The 19,432-nt window shown below is 38.7% G+C and carries 17 protein-coding genes and 1 tRNA gene; 11 read left to right on the plus strand and 7 right to left on the minus strand.

The window, feature by feature from the left end:
• Positions 1-275: 275 nt before the first annotated feature.
• From ACOALF_RS03060 to ACOALF_RS03070, 3 genes are all read right to left on the minus strand, one after another.
• The gene (locus ACOALF_RS03060) at positions 276-2,393 is read right to left on the minus strand and encodes a MutS-related protein (protein WP_419241047.1); all 2,118 of its coding nucleotides are present in this window, start codon (positions 2,391-2,393) and stop codon (positions 276-278) included.
• A gap of 139 nt (positions 2,394-2,532) precedes the next feature.
• A complete protein-coding gene (gene topA / locus ACOALF_RS03065; protein WP_419241048.1) occupies positions 2,533-4,842 on the minus strand; it encodes a type I DNA topoisomerase in 2,310 nt (769 codons plus the stop codon).
• Positions 4,843-5,150: 308 nt separating this feature from the next.
• Complete coding sequence (locus ACOALF_RS03070; protein ID WP_419241049.1) at positions 5,151-5,594, minus strand: deoxycytidylate deaminase; 444 nt, start codon at positions 5,592-5,594, stop codon at positions 5,151-5,153.
• A gap of 357 nt (positions 5,595-5,951) precedes the next feature.
• On the opposite strand from ACOALF_RS03070, the gene atpD reads away from it, so the two are divergent.
• The 4 genes from atpD (at position 5,952) to ACOALF_RS03090 (ending at position 10,663) form a co-directional block, all read left to right on the plus strand.
• Positions 5,952-7,448 (plus strand): F0F1 ATP synthase subunit beta, encoded by a 1,497-nt coding sequence (gene atpD, locus ACOALF_RS03075; RefSeq protein WP_419241050.1) that lies wholly within the window; start codon positions 5,952-5,954, stop codon positions 7,446-7,448.
• Between the two features lie 222 nt (positions 7,449-7,670).
• The gene (locus tag ACOALF_RS03080) at positions 7,671-8,318 is read left to right on the plus strand and encodes an OmpH family outer membrane protein (protein WP_419241051.1); all 648 of its coding nucleotides are present in this window, start codon (positions 7,671-7,673) and stop codon (positions 8,316-8,318) included.
• 124 nt (positions 8,319-8,442) lie between these two features.
• Positions 8,443-9,318, plus strand: a complete 876-nt coding sequence (locus ACOALF_RS03085) for a hypothetical protein (protein ID WP_419241052.1) — start codon at positions 8,443-8,445, stop codon at positions 9,316-9,318.
• Between the two features lie 73 nt (positions 9,319-9,391).
• The gene (locus ACOALF_RS03090) at positions 9,392-10,663 is read left to right on the plus strand and encodes a foldase protein PrsA (RefSeq protein WP_419241053.1); all 1,272 of its coding nucleotides are present in this window, start codon (positions 9,392-9,394) and stop codon (positions 10,661-10,663) included.
• 178 nt (positions 10,664-10,841) lie between these two features.
• On the opposite strand, the gene ACOALF_RS03095 is transcribed toward ACOALF_RS03090, so the two are convergent.
• On the minus strand, positions 10,842-11,327 hold the full coding sequence (locus ACOALF_RS03095; RefSeq protein WP_419241054.1) for an IS5 family transposase: 486 nt from the start codon (positions 11,325-11,327) through the stop codon (positions 10,842-10,844).
• Positions 11,272-11,607: an IS5 family transposase gene (locus ACOALF_RS03100; RefSeq protein WP_419241055.1), complete on the minus strand. Its 336-nt coding sequence runs from the start codon at positions 11,605-11,607 to the stop codon at positions 11,272-11,274. Before ACOALF_RS03100 ends, ACOALF_RS03095 begins: the two co-directional genes overlap by 56 nt.
• Positions 11,608-11,904: 297 nt before the next feature.
• On the opposite strand from ACOALF_RS03100, the gene ACOALF_RS03105 reads away from it, so the two are divergent.
• The 3 genes from ACOALF_RS03105 (at position 11,905) to ACOALF_RS03115 (ending at position 13,676) form a co-directional block, all read left to right on the plus strand.
• Positions 11,905-12,213: a hypothetical protein gene (locus ACOALF_RS03105; RefSeq protein ID WP_419241056.1), complete on the plus strand. Its 309-nt coding sequence runs from the start codon at positions 11,905-11,907 to the stop codon at positions 12,211-12,213.
• 243 nt (positions 12,214-12,456) lie between these two features.
• Positions 12,457-13,038, plus strand: coding sequence for a S1 family peptidase (locus tag ACOALF_RS03110; protein WP_419241057.1), 582 nt, complete (start codon positions 12,457-12,459; stop codon positions 13,036-13,038).
• A gap of 41 nt (positions 13,039-13,079) precedes the next feature.
• Positions 13,080-13,676 carry a hypothetical protein gene (locus ACOALF_RS03115; protein ID WP_419241058.1) on the plus strand — a complete coding sequence of 199 codons (597 nt, stop codon included), beginning with the start codon at positions 13,080-13,082 and terminating at the stop codon, positions 13,674-13,676.
• A 198-nt stretch (positions 13,677-13,874) separates the two neighbouring features.
• On the opposite strand, the gene ACOALF_RS03120 is transcribed toward ACOALF_RS03115, so the two are convergent.
• Both ACOALF_RS03120 and ACOALF_RS03125 read right to left on the minus strand, forming a co-directional pair.
• Positions 13,875-14,252, minus strand: a complete 378-nt coding sequence (locus ACOALF_RS03120; protein WP_419241914.1) for an ankyrin repeat domain-containing protein — start codon at positions 14,250-14,252, stop codon at positions 13,875-13,877.
• Positions 14,253-14,268: 16 nt separating this feature from the next.
• Complete coding sequence (locus ACOALF_RS03125) at positions 14,269-14,463, minus strand: hypothetical protein (protein WP_419241059.1); 195 nt, start codon at positions 14,461-14,463, stop codon at positions 14,269-14,271.
• 540 nt (positions 14,464-15,003) lie between these two features.
• Between ACOALF_RS03125 and ftsA the strand changes: the two genes are divergently transcribed.
• The 4 genes from ftsA to ACOALF_RS03145 all read left to right on the plus strand — a co-directional run bounded on the left by ftsA (position 15,004) and on the right by ACOALF_RS03145 (position 19,423).
• Positions 15,004-16,308, plus strand: a complete 1,305-nt coding sequence (gene ftsA / locus ACOALF_RS03130) for a cell division protein FtsA (protein WP_419241060.1) — start codon at positions 15,004-15,006, stop codon at positions 16,306-16,308.
• A 75-nt stretch (positions 16,309-16,383) separates the two neighbouring features.
• Positions 16,384-17,793, plus strand: coding sequence for a cell division protein FtsZ (ftsZ, locus tag ACOALF_RS03135; protein ID WP_419241061.1), 1,410 nt, complete (start codon positions 16,384-16,386; stop codon positions 17,791-17,793).
• A 333-nt stretch (positions 17,794-18,126) separates the two neighbouring features.
• Positions 18,127-19,272, plus strand: a complete 1,146-nt coding sequence (locus ACOALF_RS03140) for a hypothetical protein (protein ID WP_419241062.1) — start codon at positions 18,127-18,129, stop codon at positions 19,270-19,272.
• Positions 19,273-19,350: 78 nt separating this feature from the next.
• Positions 19,351-19,423: transfer RNA gene (locus tag ACOALF_RS03145), tRNA-Phe, on the plus strand.
• The last annotated feature ends 9 nt before the right edge of the window (positions 19,424-19,432 follow it).

Here is a 19,432-nt window from a genome sequence, read left to right on the forward strand (position 1 = left end):
CAATGTCCTAAAAATAGGGAAAAGCGTGTCCTTGGAAAAAGTTACGATTAGAAAGTGCAGCTTACAGATGAAAAGAAAAACAGTTTGCAGGGAGGGATTGCAGGATGGCTCCTGTTTTTCCATCTGTAAACTGTGCTTGCAGCAGCTTTTTCCATCAGAACTTGCTTTTTTATCAAGTAAAAAGCAACCAAAAAATTCCTTTTCTACCACTTATTTTAACAGCTGCTAGATATCTGTTCAACTTTTACCACTGACTTGAATAGGTACTATCAAAGCTACTTTTTAGACTTCTGAACAATATCTTCAGCTTGTTTTAATAATGCTGGATCATATCCTTCCTGTGCAAGTATCCTTAAGGCAACAGATTGATCGGCCTCACCTGGTACGACTTTATAGGTATAATGTAGCTTCTGATCTGCTTGCTCATCTATAAAGACTTTAAAATTTTTAATCCCTCTATCCTTAAACTTATGGGTGAGACCCATTAAAATAGGATAATGGGTGGAAACAATATGAAGCGCATTAGTGTGCTTTGCTATCGAGGCCAATATGCTATAGGCTGCAGCACTCGCTTCAGTTGGGTTGGTACGGGCAAATGGCTCATCAGAAATGGTAAAAATAAACTCATTAGGCTTAGAATTTTCTAGCATATGCTTATACTGCTGCATGCGGTGCACCTCGACCATAAAGAGGGAATCACCAGATGCAATATCATCCCTGAGCTCTATGTAGGTATTGATCTTGTTAAAGGGGGTTATGACCGCACTTTTAGCAGCTGCAATTCCAAATGTTTGGCTCAGCAGTACACTACTGGCTACACCACAAATAAAGGAAGATTTTCCACCTGCATTTGGTCCAGATAGGATGATGTTACGGGTATTATGCGCATCGAGCGCTACATTATTGTCTACAACTGTTGCAGGATTTAACATTGGGCTCCACATAGCATCGAACTGTATGCATGGTGTGCTTTGTTTAGAACGATCTAAAAACTTAGTGAAAGTATAACAGTGCGCTGGAAAATCTTTTTTTGATTCCTTTAGCAAAGTAGCTATACCCATAAAGGCATTCAATTGACCCAACTCATACATAGCCGGTTTTAAACAGTCTTTGTGTTCTGTAAACAAGTTGTATGTAGCCAATAGTTTGCCATTATTTCTAAGGATATAGGACCAATGTTCCAGTTTCATATCCAAAAGATTACGCACCATAGCCCCTATTTCAGTGGACTCCTTACGTTTTTCTAATAAGGCTCTTATTGCGCTTAAAGAGGGACCGTAATGGGCTTCTAACGCCTGGTTTGCTGCGACAATATTGCTTAACTTTTGAATGGTTTGCAGAAAGACTTGTACATCCCGCATGCGATTGGCTAGGTTGCAAAAAACACCACTATACTCTTGATAACTTTTTACCCCACAATAGCCACGCCATATAGTTGCTGCATGCGTGGCTGCTAAACCTACAAAAGGTAAAAGCGATCGCTTGCCATCGGTATCTCTATAGTTATTGATAACAGGACCGATGGAAAAAATTGGCGTAAGGTATCGAAAGGGAGCATAGCTCTCGCTTCTATTGCCTTCAATAAACCCCCCCTTTGAAATAGAGTTCATTAGGTAATTAGCTTCGCACCAGAATAGGCCTAGTATAGGTATTGCAACAAACTCTCCATATATATCTAAAAGGTTTCTAAAAAAAATCCGTAGGGTAAGCTTACTAGCTATTTTATTGGTTGCAGGATTATCTGAAAGAAACCGCTTATGCATGTAGCTCCTATATGCATGGGTGTAAAGCGAATCTGTATGGGTCCATAAGGAGAGTAAACTATGCTCTGCCTTGCGGTAGGTTGCCAAAGTTTGATGTAAATCTGCTAAACAAGTGGGGTTTTCTAATAATACCTGTAATGTGCGCTGACGGTTGCATAGTGTTACGATATCACTGGTTGGCGTTACTAAAAGTGTCGCCAATGCACACTCACCTAGTACAGTAGTGGTCTTATTAATGCGTGATAAGAAGTGATGCGCCGGATTACTAGATCCACCACAAAAAAGCATTAAATCTGTCCAGGCATTGCTGTTTAATATAGGTTCACATTTTCCTGGAATGTTGGCATCAATGTCAGAAAATATGGTGCGTAGCACAAGTTTACGTTGCGTGCTTTCAGCTAGCTTTACCTTATCCGTTTGTAAAATGGCTTTTTTCTTTGGCTTTGAAGACAATGGACTCGAAGCAGCAGGCGCAATTGGAAAAGACTTTAGGTAATTACGCGAGACTTTTGCAGTAATGGACTCATGATCTACTTTTGAATCAGCAGATGCCCAGTCGCTACTGATCAGGCTTAATGATAAGGTAAAATAAAGTATTGTTATGCTGGTACGGCTGCTATTACGTCTCATAATGGGTAAAAAATAAAATATTATTTTTGGACTTGCTGAAACAAACTTCAGTGTTCTTGCCTTGCTATACATTTTAATATAAGATTTTATTTATTAAAAAAATAAAATGGCTGCCTGATTGGTAAACTAGCGTGCTTTTTTATCTTTTTTTTGATTTTACATTGTTTTCTACAATACTTACACATTCCGATAAGCTCAGCAGCTTAGGGTCTACAATATCTTTAGGAATACGGGCATGTTTTTTACCATGTTTAATATATGCCCCCCATCTTCCATTTAAAATTTGTATGGTTGGATCCTCAGGAAAAGTTTTGATCAGCTTTTCAGTATCTGCTTTTCGTTTGGCTTCAATAGTGGCTATAGCATCTTGTTCATTAATCGTAAATGGATCATCTGTTTTGGGTATGGAGTAAAACAGGGAACCATGTTTAATATAGGGGCCAAATCTGCCTATGTTGATCATCAGGGGCAGTGTTTCAAATGTCCCCACTACACGTGGCAGTTTAAACAGTTCTAAGGCTTCTTCTAATGTAATGGTTTCCATACGCTGATTGGCCCGAAGTCCTGCAAAACGAGGCGGTTCCTCACGACCATCTGCTTCAATGCCTAACTGAACCAATGGGCCATATTTACCCAATCGCACGATTAACGAAGCATTGGTTGCTGGATCTCGTCCTAAGAGCCTGGTATAATTTACCATGGATCGGTCTATCTCAGCAGTAGCCTGAACTTTAGGATAAAAACCACTATAGAACTCGGTTAACATCTGATTCCAAATCTTAGTGCCTTGAGCAATTTTATCTAACTCTTTCTCTATATGTGCGGTAAAATTATAGTCGGTTACATCGGAAAAGTGTTTGACCAAAAAGTCATTGACTACTGCAGCCATATCGGTTGGAAAAAGTTTTTGTTTCTCTGCACGAACGATTTCAGTGGGTGTTTCTGCGTGAATTAGGTTGTTTTGTAGCGTTAATAACCTATAGGTGCGTGGAAAGCCTTCACGAGATTCTAATTTGATATACCCTCTTTTCTGAATAGTGGCAATAATAGGTGCATAGGTGGAGGGGCGTCCGATCTCTTTTTCTTCTAAATCTCTAACTAAAGTGGCCTCAGTATACCGAGCGGGCGGATGGCTGAATCGTTCTCTGGCCAACATTTTTTCTAAGGAAAGTTCCTGACCTATATGGAGCGGTGGCAACATCGTTTTGGCCTCATCTGACCCTTCTTCATCCGTTTGGTCGCGTATATATGCCTTTAGAAAACCTTCAAATTTCAATACTTCGCCTGTTGCAATCAGTGGTTGGTCTGTTGTAGAAATTGCAATGGTGGCTATGGTTTTTTCTATTTGTGCATCAGCCATTTGAGAGGCCATAGCCCTACGCCAGATGAGCTCATAGAGCCGTTGTTCATCTTTATGGCTACTGGCTACTTTTAATGAAAAATCAGTAGGTCTTATGGCTTCGTGGGCTTCTTGTGCAGTGGATGATTTAGTGGTATAACTTCTAGCTTGGAAATAGGAAGCTCCATAGGTGGTGGAGACTATTTCAGATATATTTTGTATGGCCTCTTTGGAAAGATTTACAGAGTCAGTCCTCATATAAGAAATTTTACCTGTTTCGTAAAGCTGCTGAGCCAGTACCATAGTGCGGTTTACAGAATAACCAAGTTTTCTACTAGCCTCTTGCTGTAAGGTAGAAGTCGTAAAAGGAGGGGAGGGAGACCGCTTTAATGCTTTGGTATCCAGTGATTTAATCGAGAAAAGTGCCCCTTTACATTTTTCTAAAAATCCGAAGGCCTCTGCTTCTGCTTTAAACTTCTCTGCGCCATCTGCTTTCAATAGTTGCTCCGTTGATAAAATAAAAAAAGCAGATACAGCAAAATTAGAAGTGGAAACAAAACGATCAATGGCCCTTTCGCGTTCTACAACCATCCTTACGGCAACAGATTGTACACGGCCTGCAGAAAGACCTGGTTTAATCTTTTTCCACAATAATGGCGAAAGGTCATAGCCTACTAGCCTATCTAAAATGCGCCTGGCTTGTTGTGAGTCGACTAAGGCTAAGTCAATGGTACGTGGCTGTTTCAATGCATTCAAAACAGCCATTTTGGTAATTTCTCGAAAGACAATGCGCTGCACTTTGTTGTCGTTTAACTCAAGTGCTTCTTTTAAATGCCATGAAATAGACTCCCCTTCTCGGTCATCGTCACTGGCTAAATAGACACGATCCGAGTTACTGGCTAATTTTTTAAGGTGTTGTACTACCCGTTCTTTCCCAGGGCTGATTGCATAACTAGGCAAAAAACCTTGTTCAATGTCAATGGCGTTATTGCCTTTAATAAGGTCTCTAATATGGCCATTAGAGGAAGCGACTTGGTAGCTACTCCCTAGGTACCGTTCGATCGTTTTGGCTTTTGCAGGTGACTCAACAATAACTAAATTCTTTGCCATAGAAGTATTCGTTGTGGTAAAAAATTATTACAATAGTAGTATGCTAGATGCATAATTATAAAGTTTAAGCAGGGTGCTAGCTTATCTTGCGCATGACCCTCACTTTATTTTTATGCCCATAAGCTACCCTTATGGGTAGGTTTGCCCCCAATTTACAAATGGTTCTTTGATTATAGCATATCATTACTGCCAAATAATTTAAAATATTTTATATAATTGGTTGCCTGAAACCTTAAACATGGTGTTAATGTGTGCGTTATTCCATACAGGCCCACTATTTAGGATAGCAACTACTTAGCTCATTAGACTTAAACCTCTATATCCCTATATGGGTCATATTGGGTTACTATTACACCAAATTCATCTAGAAAATTTAATCCTTCTTCATAATCTAAGTTTTTATAGGCTGCGTAAGAATCTTTGTATACCACTTTTTTAACCCCTACACTAAATATGATACGGGCACAAGACAGGCATGGAGAAAGCGTCGTATAGAGGACACCATCTTTTACATTCGCATGATTGGTTAATGCGTAAAGCAGCGCATTTTGCTTTGCATGAATTGCTAAAGAACAACTTCCTTTTATATTCCTCGCACAGCCTGTTTTAGGCCATATTTCATCACAATTATAGGTGCCCGGTGGCGGGCCATTGTACCCTATGGCAATGATTCGGGTCTCTTTTGCTAATACAGCGCCCACCTTCTTTTTAACACAGTGCGAGCGCTGGGCCAATTGTATGGCCAATGACATAAAGATAATGTAGGTTTTTGCGTCATTAATTTTTCTACTATAATGGTATCTTTTTTGCTCCCCGCTAGGAATTTAATCAATTTTTTGCATTAGACCTCTTGCATAACCTGATTTGTGATCAGCAATTTTAGTAGGATATAGGAGAAACGTAGTTGAAACCGCTTTTGGTTTGCTGTTTGCGCTTACTTTTAAAGCTAGCTGTATATTACAGTAACAAATCCAATCCTTTTTTATAAATTTAACGAGCGGTTCAGATGTTGTCTATTGCGCTTTATTTGTAGGGTCGTTTTTTGAAGATCTATTCAAAGCCAATAGGCAAAAACGCATATAATGTCTCTATCATTTTAATTACAAACAATGTCCCAGACTGGAAAAATTATTCAAATTATAGGTCCTGTAATTGATATCCGTTTTAGCGAGGCAGCTAGCTTGCCAAGTATATTAAATGCGTTACATATCCAGACGCCTTCTGGCAAATTGGTTACCGTAGAGTGCCAACAACATTTGGGTGAACACTGTGTGCGGGCCATTGCTATGGAAGGTACAGAGGGGTTAACACGTGGACTAGAGGTAGTCGATACAGGCGCCCCTATTCAAGTACCTGTAGGCGATGTGGTACGTGGCCGTCTTTTCAATGTGATAGGAACGGCTATAGATGGTATGGCGCAACCAGAAAGCGACCAAAAGCGCTCCATTCATAGACCGGTACCACCTTTTGACCAACTTTCTTCCACAACAGAAATCCTCTATACGGGCATTAAGGTTATTGATCTGTTGGCACCTTATGTGAAGGGTGGTAAAATTGGCTTGTTTGGTGGTGCAGGTGTAGGTAAAACGGTTTTGATTATGGAGCTGATTGATAACATTGCTAAATCCTATAATGGTCTTTCTGTATTTGCCGGTGTAGGCGAACGTACACGTGAAGGCAATGACCTCTTACGGGAAATGATTGAAGCAGGTGTGATCAATTATGGCGAGGCCTTTGCGCAGGCTATGGAGCAAGGCCATTGGGACCTTAGTAAGGTAGACCATGAGGCCTTAAAAAAATCTCAGGCGACGCTGGTATTTGGTCAAATGAATGAATCCCCTGGTGCAAGGGCACGTGTAGCGCTTACTGGGCTTTCTATTGCAGAATATTTTCGTGACCATAGTGAAGGTGAAGAAGGCAAGGATATTCTTTTTTTTATTGATAATATCTTTCGCTTCACACAAGCTGGTGCAGAAATTTCTGCTTTGTTGGGACGGATCCCTTCCGCTGTTGGCTATCAACCAACGCTGGCCACAGAGATGGGTGCCATGCAAGAACGCATTACCTCTTTGAAGCATGGTTCGATTACCTCTGTGCAAGCGGTTTATGTGCCAGCAGATGATTTAACAGATCCTGCGCCTGCTACTACTTTTACCCATTTAGATACCACTACCGTACTTTCCAGAAGGATAGCCTCACTGGGTATTTACCCTGCAGTGGATCCTTTAGCCTCTTCTTCTAGAGCTTTAAACCCTGAAGTGCTAGGTAATTTGCATTATGAGACTGCTCAGAAAGTCAAAAGAACCCTCCAGCGTTATAAAGAACTACAGGATATTATAGCCATTCTAGGTATGGATGAGCTTTCAGAGGAGGATATACAAACCGTTTATCGTGCCAGAAAGGTAGAGCGGTTTTTATCCCAACCATTTAATGTTGCAGAGCGATTTACAGGCATTCAAGGTGCCCGTGTGCCTATAGAAGATACCATTAAAGACTTTAATATGATCATTGATGGTGCAGTAGACCATCTCCCTGAAATGGCTTTTAACTTAGTCGGGAATATTGAACAAGCCATCCTCAAAGGAGAAAAGATGAAAAGTAGTTAAAAAGGCTTTTTATAAAGGCAGTATAATAGATTTTGGCCTACTTTTTAAAATATTAATGGAATAGACATTTTTTTATGTGCTTATTCACTTGATCTTTATTTTATTTATATGTAACTATGCAGTATTCCCTATCTGTTTCTATAAATGGGTGGGTAGTAAGTGGAGGTGGGGTATGTCCTATCTTATCTAGTTGATATAGTTAAACGTTAAAATTGTACTGTAATGAATTATAAATTTTTATCTGCATTGGCGCTCGTGCTCTCTATGTATACTGGTGTAAAAGCCGATGCTCCATCTAAGGCTATGGAGCGACTTCAAGCAGCTCCATCTGCTTTAAAGATTGCGTGTGTAGATGTGGGTTATATTTTAAGTATTTTACCAGAAGCTAAGAAGAATAATGCTGAAATTCAGAGCTTTCAAAAGCAACTGGATAATCAGATTCAAACAAAAATCAAAGAGGGTCAAGAAAAGGCTGATGCTTTCCACCAGCAGCTAGATAGCTTGACGGAAGCTCAAAAAAAGCAGAAGGTTCTGGAATTCCAAAAATTGGAATTAGCTATTCGGGAGCTTGAGGAGCAAAAGCATGCTAAAATGGCAGAAAAGTATAAGACACTTATGCAGCCCATTTATGATAAAATGCACGAGGTAATTAACAAAATTGCAGTGGAACATGCTTATGTTTTTGTTTTGAGTAAAAACACAGAAGTTGGTCCTGTAGTGCTTTTTGCGCATAAATCAGTTGATATTTCTGAAATGGTTTTAGAAGCACTTAAAGCAGTAGCACCTAAAGCGCCACAACCACCTGTAGTAGGTCCGAAGGCTCAGTCTAAACCAGCTGGGGGTCCGGCTAAGCCTGCCAAGAAAAAATAAATCGTTTATTGCTCCTTTTATAGTACATATAGGGAGGGTTTAATCAATACTGGTTGCTATCTTTTTAGTAGCCAGTATTTTAGTTTACTATCATTTTTATAGATTCATTTTGAGGGTGTCTCGTTTGAGTAAGCTTTGTATTTGTAGCTTTTTGCTCTTTTTCTTTTTTTACTGGGTAGTGCGCAGTTGTCGTGTTGAAAAAAGCAGAGGAGGTGCGCAAAGGAATGCTTTTGTGGCTTGTGTAGGTAAGCAGTATCTATATCCATCAGATCTTGCGTCAATCGATCTTACGCATATTGATGCTGCAGATGCCGATTTTTTTGTTAAAAAATATGTAGAAGAATGGGCGTGTAAACAACTTCTTATTGCCCAAGCAGATGACCAATTTATGCAGCCCTCTATAGAAGTTAAGTTAAATGATTATAAGAATGACTTGTTGGCATACCATTTTTTAGAAACCCTTGTTCAACGTGATTTTGATACACATGTATCATCGGAAGCAATAGCCGATTATTACCAAAAGTATAAGCAGCGTGACTTTATACTCCATCATGATATTGTAAAAGGTATTTTTTTGGCCATTCCCAAAAAAGCTGCTGCTATTAATTCTGTAAAATCACTGATGCTATCCAACAAAGCTGTAGATCGCATAAAATTACAAGCTTGTTGCAAGCCTTATCTTGATACTGCTATTTTAGACACAGATCAATGGTTTGTTTGGGAAGCAGTGTTAGCTAAGATTGGCTACCGCCCACTTAGGAATGCCACTAGATTATTAAAAACCAATAAATTTATTCATGAAGCAGGCTCAAAGCATATCTATTTTTTAAAGATCAATCAGTATAAAATAACGCAAGAGATTGCTCCGCTAGAAGCAGTAGAAGATCAGATTAGAGCCATTATACTACATAAAAGAAGGGTAGATCTGATGAACAAAATAAAATGTAAACTTTTAGAAGATGCTAAAAAAAATCATACCTGTGTTATCCAGATTAACTAAAAGCGTTCTGTGCGTTCTGGTTTTACTCGTGTATCCTTGGTTGCCTGTAACTAGGGCAGATGAAAGATTGCATTTGGATAAAACAATTGCTAGAGTAAATGAAGCGTTTATTTTGCATTCTGATTTAGAAGCAGTATGCAATCAATTGGCTTTACAACAAGGTAAAGCAGTGGATGCGTCTGTAAAGATGGATCTATTGCGAGAGTTGGTTTTAGACAAGATTTTCTTATCAGAGGCGCTATTGAATGATGTTAAGATCCCTAAAGCATATATTCAAGGCCGCTGTGAGGATAGGGTGGCCAGTTTGATACAGCGATTTGGTTCTGAAGAAAAGCTTGTTGAAGCTGCCGGTCAACCTATTTATGCTTTTAAGAAACGCATCAAGGAAATGATAAAGTCAGAATCGTTGGCTCAACAGACCTATGCTTATATTACAAAAGAGGTAAGGGTTACACCAGCAGAGGTAACAGCTTATTTCAATAGGTTATCCCCAAATGCGCGTCCTTACTACCCTGCTGCTGTTCAGGTGCATCAATTGGTTGTTTATCCTAAGATAGATGCAAAAAGACAAGAAGCCGCTAAAAGTAAACTTTTGGATTTAAAAAAGTTGCTATTAAATGGTGTGGCTACTTTTTCTGAATTGGCTAAGGAACATTCCGATGACTTTCATTCTGCTCGTAAGGGAGGTGAAATTGGTTGGGTTCCTTTGGGTGTATTGCCACCAGCTTATGAATCAACTGCTCTTTCGCTAAAGGTTGGGGAGGTTAGTGATCCTATAGCTTTTGAGTTTGGGTGGTATCTTATAACCCTAATAGGGCGTAATAAAGACCAATACAATACCCGTCATATCCTGAAGATGCTACCACCTACAGAGCAAGAAATTGAATGGACTAAAGGTGAGTTGAATAAAATTAGATCAGATATAGTGGCTGGAAAATTAACCTTTGAAGCAGCTGTTCAGCAATATTCAGAAGACAAGGGAACGGTTGCTCAAGCAGGATTGATTAAAGCCCCTAGTCAGGGGGGTGACCTTTTTCCTGGCCTACTCATCCCTGTTGAATCTTTAGATCCAGAGGTCTATTTTGCCATTGATGGACTTAAAGAAGGTGAAGTCAGTGCACCCCAGTATATGGGCACATCTGCTAGATCCGCTTGTCGGTTGCTCTATCTCAAGCAAAGGGTAGCGGCTCATCCAATGAATCTCACGCAGGATTATGAAAAAATCTACGCTCATTTGCTTGAAGAGAAAAAAAAAGAAGCCGTTGCTAAATGGATTCAAACCGCTAAGTCAAAGTTTGTGATTGAGTTTTCTCCAGAATATAGCAAAGTAAAGGAGTTGCTTTGATGGTACCCTTGTGTCAACGTGACTGTAGGCTTTGGTATACGCCTCCGTTTAAGGAAAATTTAGTCTAGCATAGAGATGCAAATGGATGGCTAGCATACTCCATCACCCATGTCCGCCGATAAAAAGTTGGCGCGAAGTAAAAGTAAACCTATATTGATAAACTAGGGCGTGTCGTCAATTATGTGATTAATATAATGGAAGCGGCAAATTTAATTGCTTCCAAAAAATATTTTCCTCGTTTACAGTAACGCGTAGCAATGCCTCTAAATTGTTTTAATCGAGCAAAAAATCGTTCAACTACATTTCGGTTTTTATAATAATTTTTGTCAAAATCACGTGTTTCCTTTCTATTTGATCTAGGAGGGATAACAGCTATTGCTCCCATATTTTCAATGCATTTAAGAATAGCTTGACTATCATAGGCTCTATCAGCTATTACAAAATTGGCTTTTTTATTATCTAATAAATCCTCAGCAAGTTGACTATCGTGGACTTGACCACCTGTAACTACCAAATCAACAGGATTTCCAGATTGATCTGATAAACAATGTATCTTACTTGTTAACCCTCCCCGAGAACGACCTAACCATTCATCTTGAAATTCTCTATTATTTTTTTTTAGATGCACCAGAAGCATGTTGATGCGCTTTGACAAGCGTTCCATCCATAGCTAAAAAACCCCTATTACCATCATCTGATAATGAACGAAAAATAGCGTTAAAAACACCTTTTTTTGACCAAAGTGAAAACCTTCGATGCGCATTTTTCCAGCAACCATACCGCTCTGGTAGATCACGCCAAGGAGCACCTGTTTTAAACAACCAAAAAATTCCATTTAGAAAGGTTCTATTACTTTTTGCAGTTACGCCTACTGAACCTTGACGACCAGGAAGTAAATGGGATATTTTTTCAAATTGTGATTCAGTCAATTCGTGACGTCGCATCTTGTGTTATTGATTTATTGAAAGAAATAAAGAAATTAAATCCTTAATAAATATAACTTATTTTTAATTGACGACACACCCTAGATATTCACGCTCAGGGGAAAGCGTGCCATCCTCCCATGCTATTAATTTATTTAATGTATAATTGCTACTCATATCTAACATAGATTTAGATCTTTCTATAGTAAGCCCCTTGCAAGCGCTTTCACTTGATTTTTTCTAATTAGAAGTTAAGTGCATTATATTTTTAATTATTATTATAGTGTAGCGTGTAATTTTTATATAAATCTTAATGTTATGACCCGATTTACCAGATTTAAAGAAGAGAGATTATCCTTACAAGAGTATGAAATGATAGTTGGTGGCGGTGGTAATGCATCTAAGACATATGTAGGAGATGGGCTCTATTATAGAGGAAGCAATCTCTATCACGATAATGTTGATCCACCAAAAGGTTCTCTGTATGCATTCAAACCAGGTGATAGTGCAGAAATGAAAACAGTGAAAAGCGAGATGTTTCAAGATGCGATAGGATCAAATCCTTGTGATGAAAAGGTAAAAGGAATGCATTTCCATCCTGAGGTTTTTCAAAAGCGTTCTAAGTAATATACTTTACCTGTTAGATTATAACAGTGTTGCATTCAATATACAATTGAATTTTATATGGCTGCATTTTATGCAGTATTTTAATAGGCAGTTTTAATAAGCTGCTAAAGATGTAAATCAAAATTAAATAGAAGGCGTTATGCATTAAGCCTTCTATTTACGTTTTTACATAAATAGAAAATGTTAAATAGGACTATAATTAAAAAATGGAGGCTATGCTTATATAGCTTATTGGTTTTAGGTGTGCAGCCACTAGTTGCATCGGCAAGTAGAGCTTCCGATGTTGTAAAGCAGGCTAAGCAATCAGTAGTTTCTATTGATTATAAGCCAATCTTAACCGCCTATTCCATTCCTTTGGAGGGAGGAGCAACTGGTGTGGTAGTTGATAAACAGGAGGGGTATCTCTTAACCAATGGTATGATCGGTGAACCTACAATCGCAGAATATACCGTTAGCTTTTTTAATGGTACAAAAGCTAAAGCAAAAATTTGCTATTCTGATCCCTGGTTAAACTTTTCTATTCTAAAACTAGATCCAGCTATTATTCCAACTGAAGCCCTTGCTGTGAAAATCAGTGAGCAAGAGCCTATAGAGGGGGAAGCTATTTTTACAATTACAATTCCTGAAGAAAAAAGGACACAAAGGATTCTATCCAAGGGTAGGGTATCAGATATAAACTTTGTAAAAGTGGTAAGAATGCCAGAGCATCTTATTGATATCAGCATGGATACCAATGATGGAGGAGTTGGTTCTTTAGTATTTAATCAAAAGGGCGAGGGGATTGCTTTAATAAATTTCAAAAGGCAAAGAACACTACACTGGTAGTAAACTCTATACTAAAAGGTTCTCCTGCAGAAGGGAAGCTTATGGTTGGTGATATTATCTGGGCAATTGATGGTAAGCAGATAGGACCCAGCTTAGTAGATTTTGATATGGCTCAAAATAAATCTACTAAAGACCATATTCTATTGACTATATGTAGAAGAGGTCGATTTCAGGATATCATCATCCCGCTTTATAATTTAGAGGATCATCGCATTACCAGAATGGTTCAGTTTGGTGGAACTGTTTTCTTTGAAACAGATGATTTTTCTAGCCGGCTTGGTGGTGTTTTTCCTAAAACATTGACCTTTTGTTTCGCACAGCCTAATAACATTTTTAAAGAAATATTTCATAGTTCTTTTAAAAAAATTAAAGTTTATACTTTAGAGTTGGTAGCTGTAAATGGTCAGCCTGTTTGTCGATTAGATGAACTAATAACGGGAATCCCTACCTGGATAAAACAGCAATATTTTACAGTTGACTATATTAACCATGCAAATGAGCCTGTATTGGGAAACAGCTATCTATCTGTTGCGCAAGATCGATACAAAGCCAATGTAGCATATGACACAACCCTACAACTACCTAAAATATGGCTATGGAATGCTTTAAAGTTACAGTGGGAAGAAAAATCAATTTAACTATCGTAATACCACGTGTGGTTACGTAATCTATAATGGACTGAAAATAACTACAGGGTATGGGTTGCTATATGTGGCAAAACAAATTTTTGCCAATGGCGTCAATATAAGGCTTATGTTTTAATTGATTTTCAGTTATAACAGTATCGTTTTAGCTAAAAAGTAGGATTTTATATCCTACTTTTTAGCCTTTAGTTTTTAGCTGCTAGCTTTTAGTTGCTCTTCTTCTGGCTCCTCTTTCAATTCCTCTGCAGGTGTCTTTTCGTGTTTTTTACATTTTATCGTCAAATCAGCTCCAGCTGATGCGAGTAAATTGTATGTTTCCTTATAACCTTTACGTGCTGCCTGATGTGCTGGCGTATGACCATTATTATTTTGTATATTGATTAGATATGTATTGTCTGGGTGGCCTTTTATCCATTCAAGTATATGCCCCACTATATTTATATACCCTCTAGTTGCTGCCATATGGAGTGGCGTGTTTCCGTATTTATTAACTGTCTCCAAAACCTTTGGGTCTTTTGTAACTAATTCGTGGAATCTATTTAAATCATTGTCCTCTGCTGCTAAATGTATCGGGGCATTGTCATGCTCATTTGACGTGTATACCTCTAGAAGTTGTTGTTATTTCAGTTGAATTTATTGTATTTAATCTTTCTGCTTCTTTTTGACCTGGGCTGTCCGTTGGGTTGTCTCCTATGCCATAACGCATACTGCTTTTGTTGCAAGCAGTAAGCAAAGCTGTGCCTATCATTGTCGCTATTATATACCATGATGTATGGTTCATATGCTTTGGTAATCTGTGTGTGTTATACATGATACTATTTATTTTAGGTTTATATGATTTATATACTAGGAACGAACCAATTGGCGCCATTTTTTATAGCGTATTGTGCTTGCTCCCTTACTTTGAACGATTCACTACGTTGTTAACCTCTTAAGCAATTACTGAAAGTTGATACAAGCGCAAGCCGTTGATAGGCTATTTGTATAGTCTATATATTTAAACCTGCTTGCACATTTTTTTATTAAAAAAGTTAAAACTAATGTGAATAATTCATAGTATATAAAAAAATTCATTTATGCAATATGTAAAGGCCTAATTTTTTCAATCGTTATATAGCTTTTTGTTTTAGTATCTATTTTTACCACCTAATGGTCGCTTTCGTTCCAGCAAAATTGCTCCTTTCGGCTATGGAGCTTTTTATAATGTAGCACAAGTCCAGGCATCTTAGTTTTTTTTGGATAAATTTTAATAAATTGCTATGCTTAGCATCAGCCATTTTGCGCTTTTAGCGTAGTGTTGTCACCATATATCCTTTTAGGCATGTCAGAAATTATCGCTAGTCTTGACATAGGTACCAGTAAAATTTGTGTCGTTATAGGGGCGCAAAGCCAGTATGATGCTGGTAAACTTGAGGTTTTAGGTATGGGAACGGCTGCTGCAGATGGGATTGTGCGTGGTATGATCGTGAACATTGATAAAGCCGCTATTGCGATCAGGCAAGCATTGCAAGCTGCTGAAGAAGATTCGGGTATAAACATCAATATCGTAAATGTAAATATTTCAGGCAAGCATGTAGCAGGTGCTTGCCATCATGGCAGCATTACTAGAGATGCCATAGAAGAGGAAATTACAGTGGAAGATATCAAAAAACTTACCAGTGATATGTACCGCATTGTAACCCCTCTGGGTACAGAAATTATTCATGCTATGCCCCAAGAATATACCATAGATTATGAAATTGTAACCCAAGATCCAGTAGGCATGTCAGGTGTGAAGTTAGAGGCGAATTTTCATATCATTACAGCGAAGACACATGCCATTCAAAATATACATAAATGTATTAAAAAGGCTGGTGTAGAAGCAGAAATGGTTATGGCTTCTGCATTAGCGGCCAGTTTGGCGCTATTGAGTGATGAAGAAAAGGAGGCAGGGGTTTGTTTGATCGATTTTGGCGGGAGTATTATTAATATAGTGGTCTTTTATGATGCCATTATTCGGTATACTGCTACCATTCCACTTGGCGGTCATATGATTACTTCAGATATACAGCAGAGTTGTATGGTTATGGAGCGGCAAGCGGAGTTGTTAAAGGTTAAATTTGGCAATATTGAAGCGAATGCCTTGGATACGCAAGCAGTCGTAACCATTCCCGGATTGCGCAATCGTACACCCAAAGAGGTGGTTACCACGAATTTGACTAAAATTATACAGGCACGTGTAGAAGAAATGGTAACTTTTATCCATGAAGAAATTGTAGGTTCTGGTTTTTATGACAAACTAGTAGCTGGTATCGTTGTAACGGGTGGAAGTGCCAATTTACCAGGCATACAGTCGATGCTTCAGCAGATAACCGGATTGGACACCCGTTTGGGCTTTCCAGATGAGTATTTAGAGGAGGGCAGCAGGAAGCAGCTACGCGACCCTAGTTACGTAACGGCTGTTGGGCTCGCTTTAGCAGGGTTTAAAACATTAGACTATAGAGAAGCCTACTATAGATCGGCTCAGTCTGCTGATTTGAATTTTACCAAAAAGAATATTAAAAAAGCAAAAAAAAGCAGTTTTTCTTTTGCACGTATGATTACCAAAACGAAAGCTTTTTTAGTAGATGACTATGATGATAATTAGTGGCTAAATAGTGGTTCACTTATTATATTTGTTCTGCCTGCATATAGGTTGTTTGAGTACCGCATTGTATAAGTTATGAAGGATATTACCTATAAGTTTGATTTACCTACCCACCATAAATCTATTATCAGAGTGATAGGGGTAGGAGGTGGCGGCAGCAATGCAGTAAACAATATGTATAAGCGTGGCATCAAAGATGTCTCCTTTATTGTGTGCAACACCGATGTACAAGCGCTGCAAAATAGCCCTATACCCATTAAGCTTCAAATTGGCGCGGCACTGACCAGTGGGCTAGGTGCTGGTGCGAATCCAGAGGTAGGGCGTAATGCGGCATTAGAAAGCAAAGAGAGCATTCGAGAATTGTTGGATGATGATACAAAAATGCTTTTTGTTACAGCTGGTATGGGAGGGGGGACAGGTACAGGTGCGGCCCCTGTAATTGCTAGCATTGCCCGTAAGCAGGGTATTTTAACGGTTGGCATTGTCACGCTACCTTTTTCATTTGAAGGTAAAAAAAAGCATTTACAGGCCCAAGAAGGTATTAATGAGTTGCGCAAACATTGTGATACCGTTCTGATCATTTTAAATGATAAAATCCAAACCATATTAGGGGGGCTTTCGATCAGTGAAGCTTTTCTAGAAGCAGACAATGTATTGACCACTGCTGCTAAAAGCATTGCCGAGATTATTACCGTTCCTGGTTATGTAAATGTGGATTTTGAAGATGTGAAGACGGTAATGAAAAATGCAGGGGCAGCGGTTATGGGTTCTGGTGAAGCCGAGGGGGAAGGCAGGGCATTACAAGCTGCTGAAACGGCATTGGCTTCTCCTTTATTGGATTACACAGATATTCGTGGCGCAAAAAAAATACTCTTATCAATCGTTTCTGGTAAAACGGCTGAATTACAAATGGATGAGCTTACCATTATTACCAATTACATACAGGAACAAACGGGCAATGATGCTGAAATGATTTTTGGCCATGGTTCTGATCCAGAGATGTCAGAAAGCATTAGGGTTACGGTGATTGCCACTGGGTTTAGTAAAGAAGAAGAGGATGTAAGTCAGGATATTTGTGACTACGCAAAGCCCAACGCCATGCATCTTAATGCGCAAGCCTTGTATCATTCTGAAGCCAATAGGCCAATCGTGGAAGGCTCAGCTGATCAACCAGCCCTTGAAGTGGCTTTAAAAGCAACTAAAAAAAGAGCCAAAGAAGCTGGTGGAGCGGAACCAGCTGCGGTACAGTTGCCTTTGCCTTTTAGTGCGCCTCAGGAGGTAGCGTTGGAAAAAAGTTGTCCATATGGGCATTCGGTTACTACCCATGCCAAGCGCGGGCGTCCGTCCAGAAGCTGGGATGATCGTTCTTTCAAAGAAGAATTAGAAATACCTGCTTATTTAAGAAAAAAGATAACACTTGATGGTGGAGAAAAAGAATGGACCCGCTATCGGTTAGAAGATCCACTGGATGATCCTGCTTCGTAGCGAAGTATTGCATATAAAGATTATTATAGAAGTGCATCTAAAGTTACATTTTATACTTATTCAGGAAATAGTGTCAGATGAAAGAGCTATGTTTTGTTGATTTTCAAATAAAAAATATGTAATATATAAATAGGCTGTTTCAAGGACGTGTTTTTGTCTTGTTCCGGAGATGTTAGAAATCTTATTATTGTAAATGCTCTCGATTAGTCTATGTTGAAATTTAGGATTAAAAAATGCTTTTTGTTTATTCTAGTTTGTGTATTTATTTCGTGTGAGGTTAATCATATATCTAGGCCAGGAGTAGGTAATTCAAAGCCTTTAAAAAGCCAGTCTGTGGATAAAAAGAATCCTGCTTTAGGTGGAGTTAAACAAATAACAGAAAATCCCGATTTGGCAGAGGTGGCGTTTAACGATGCAGGCAAAGATAAACAGAGCCAACAGGAAACAGCGCGTCAGGACATATGTTGTGTGGTAGTACTGTTGCATGGCCTTACTATGCCTTCATCTGAAACGGATAAGATTAAGAAAGGGGTAGAGGAAAAATTTGGTAAAGTTGTTGAGGTCATTCAGCCAACATGCAGAAAGGGTGTAATATCAGCGCGGCTATCGATAGATAAGCAAGCAGAAATGGTAGTTGAGGAGGTCGAATCAGAATTATGTAAAAAATATCTGAAATATTCTAAGAAAGCGCTTAAGGACTTGCCATGGATGATAATTGGCCATAGCCAAGGTGCGGAGGTAGCTATGAATATAGGCTATTATTATAGCGATCAACTCAACATTGCAGGTATTATTTCCATTGGTGGACCTCTAACTGGTACAGATGTACTTGAAAATACTAGATCTGATGTAAATGAGTTTTATGAAAAAGCAGAAAAAGGATTAGAAGTTATAGGCGTAAGCGATTCTAGGTGGTCACAGAAGCGAGCGAAAGCGGCCGCAACAGTGCTCAACAACTTTTTGTTAAAGCCAGGTGCTGATTGTTTATTGAAAGGTGTAAGTGACATGCGAACAGGTTCTTCATGTAGCCAAAAAATAAAAGAATTTATACGCGACAATAAGAATCATAAAAGCAATGCGCATCATATTCCTATATTACTTATAGCTGTTTATATACGTGACTGGAACAAATGTTTTCCTCTTGAAGAGGAACAGGGGAAGGATGTTGAGGAATTCTTTAAAGTCTATACAAAATTTACTACTCGGCAAGAAAATGGAGCGCATGATTTGCTGATTTCTGTAAAACGTCAGCTCTGTAGAACAAATAGCTTTGGAAATCTTGCTGCTTCTAAAAATGACCCTGTTTATCCTCTTAACGTAAGCACATATATTCTTGAGGACAAATTACATTGTACCAATTTAATGTCCATCACTTCTTTTGTTTCAGTGGCCAATGGAGAACTTTCAGTTAATGCTGAGGAAACTATAGAGGTTATAACAGATTTTATTACAAAAAATTTATATACGTTAAGACCATAACAACCTTAGCATATAAATGGCTTATTCATTTGTGTAAGTCTATTAAAAAGCTTAAATTGCCTCTCCTTGAATTATGTTGGTGATGTAGCTCAGTCGGTAGAGCATCGGACTGAAAATCCGTGGGCCGGAGGTTCGAGTCCTCTCATCACCACTTTATGCT

Origin of the sequence: Cardinium endosymbiont of Nabis limbatus, assembly GCF_965196625.1 — a bacterium.
Taxonomy (GTDB): domain Bacteria; phylum Bacteroidota; class Bacteroidia; order Cytophagales; family Amoebophilaceae; genus Cardinium.

What these genes read in the sequence shown, in the direction of transcription:
- ACOALF_RS03105 (WP_419241056.1), top strand. Translation starts at nt 11,905, where the DNA reads ATGACCCGATTTACCAGATTTAAAGAAGAGAGATTATCCTTACAAGAG.
- ACOALF_RS03115 (WP_419241058.1), top strand. Translation starts at nt 13,080, where the DNA reads ATGGTTGGTGATATTATCTGGGCAATTGATGGTAAGCAGATAGGACCC.
- atpD (WP_419241050.1), top strand. Translation starts at nt 5,952, where the DNA reads ATGTCCCAGACTGGAAAAATTATTCAAATTATAGGTCCTGTAATTGAT.
- ACOALF_RS03125 (WP_419241059.1), bottom strand. Translation starts at nt 14,463, where the DNA reads ATGAACCATACATCATGGTATATAATAGCGACAATGATAGGCACAGCT.
- ACOALF_RS03070 (WP_419241049.1), bottom strand. Translation starts at nt 5,594, where the DNA reads ATGTCATTGGCCATACAATTGGCCCAGCGCTCGCACTGTGTTAAAAAG.
- topA (WP_419241048.1), bottom strand. Translation starts at nt 4,842, where the DNA reads ATGGCAAAGAATTTAGTTATTGTTGAGTCACCTGCAAAAGCCAAAACG.
- ACOALF_RS03100 (WP_419241055.1), bottom strand. Translation starts at nt 11,607, where the DNA reads ATGCGACGTCACGAATTGACTGAATCACAATTTGAAAAAATATCCCAT.
- ACOALF_RS03060 (WP_419241047.1), bottom strand. Translation starts at nt 2,393, where the DNA reads ATGAGACGTAATAGCAGCCGTACCAGCATAACAATACTTTATTTTACC.
- ftsA (WP_419241060.1), top strand. Translation starts at nt 15,004, where the DNA reads ATGTCAGAAATTATCGCTAGTCTTGACATAGGTACCAGTAAAATTTGT.
- ACOALF_RS03080 (WP_419241051.1), top strand. Translation starts at nt 7,671, where the DNA reads ATGAATTATAAATTTTTATCTGCATTGGCGCTCGTGCTCTCTATGTAT.
- ftsZ (WP_419241061.1), top strand. Translation starts at nt 16,384, where the DNA reads ATGAAGGATATTACCTATAAGTTTGATTTACCTACCCACCATAAATCT.
- ACOALF_RS03095 (WP_419241054.1), bottom strand. Translation starts at nt 11,327, where the DNA reads ATGGAACGCTTGTCAAAGCGCATCAACATGCTTCTGGTGCATCTAAAA.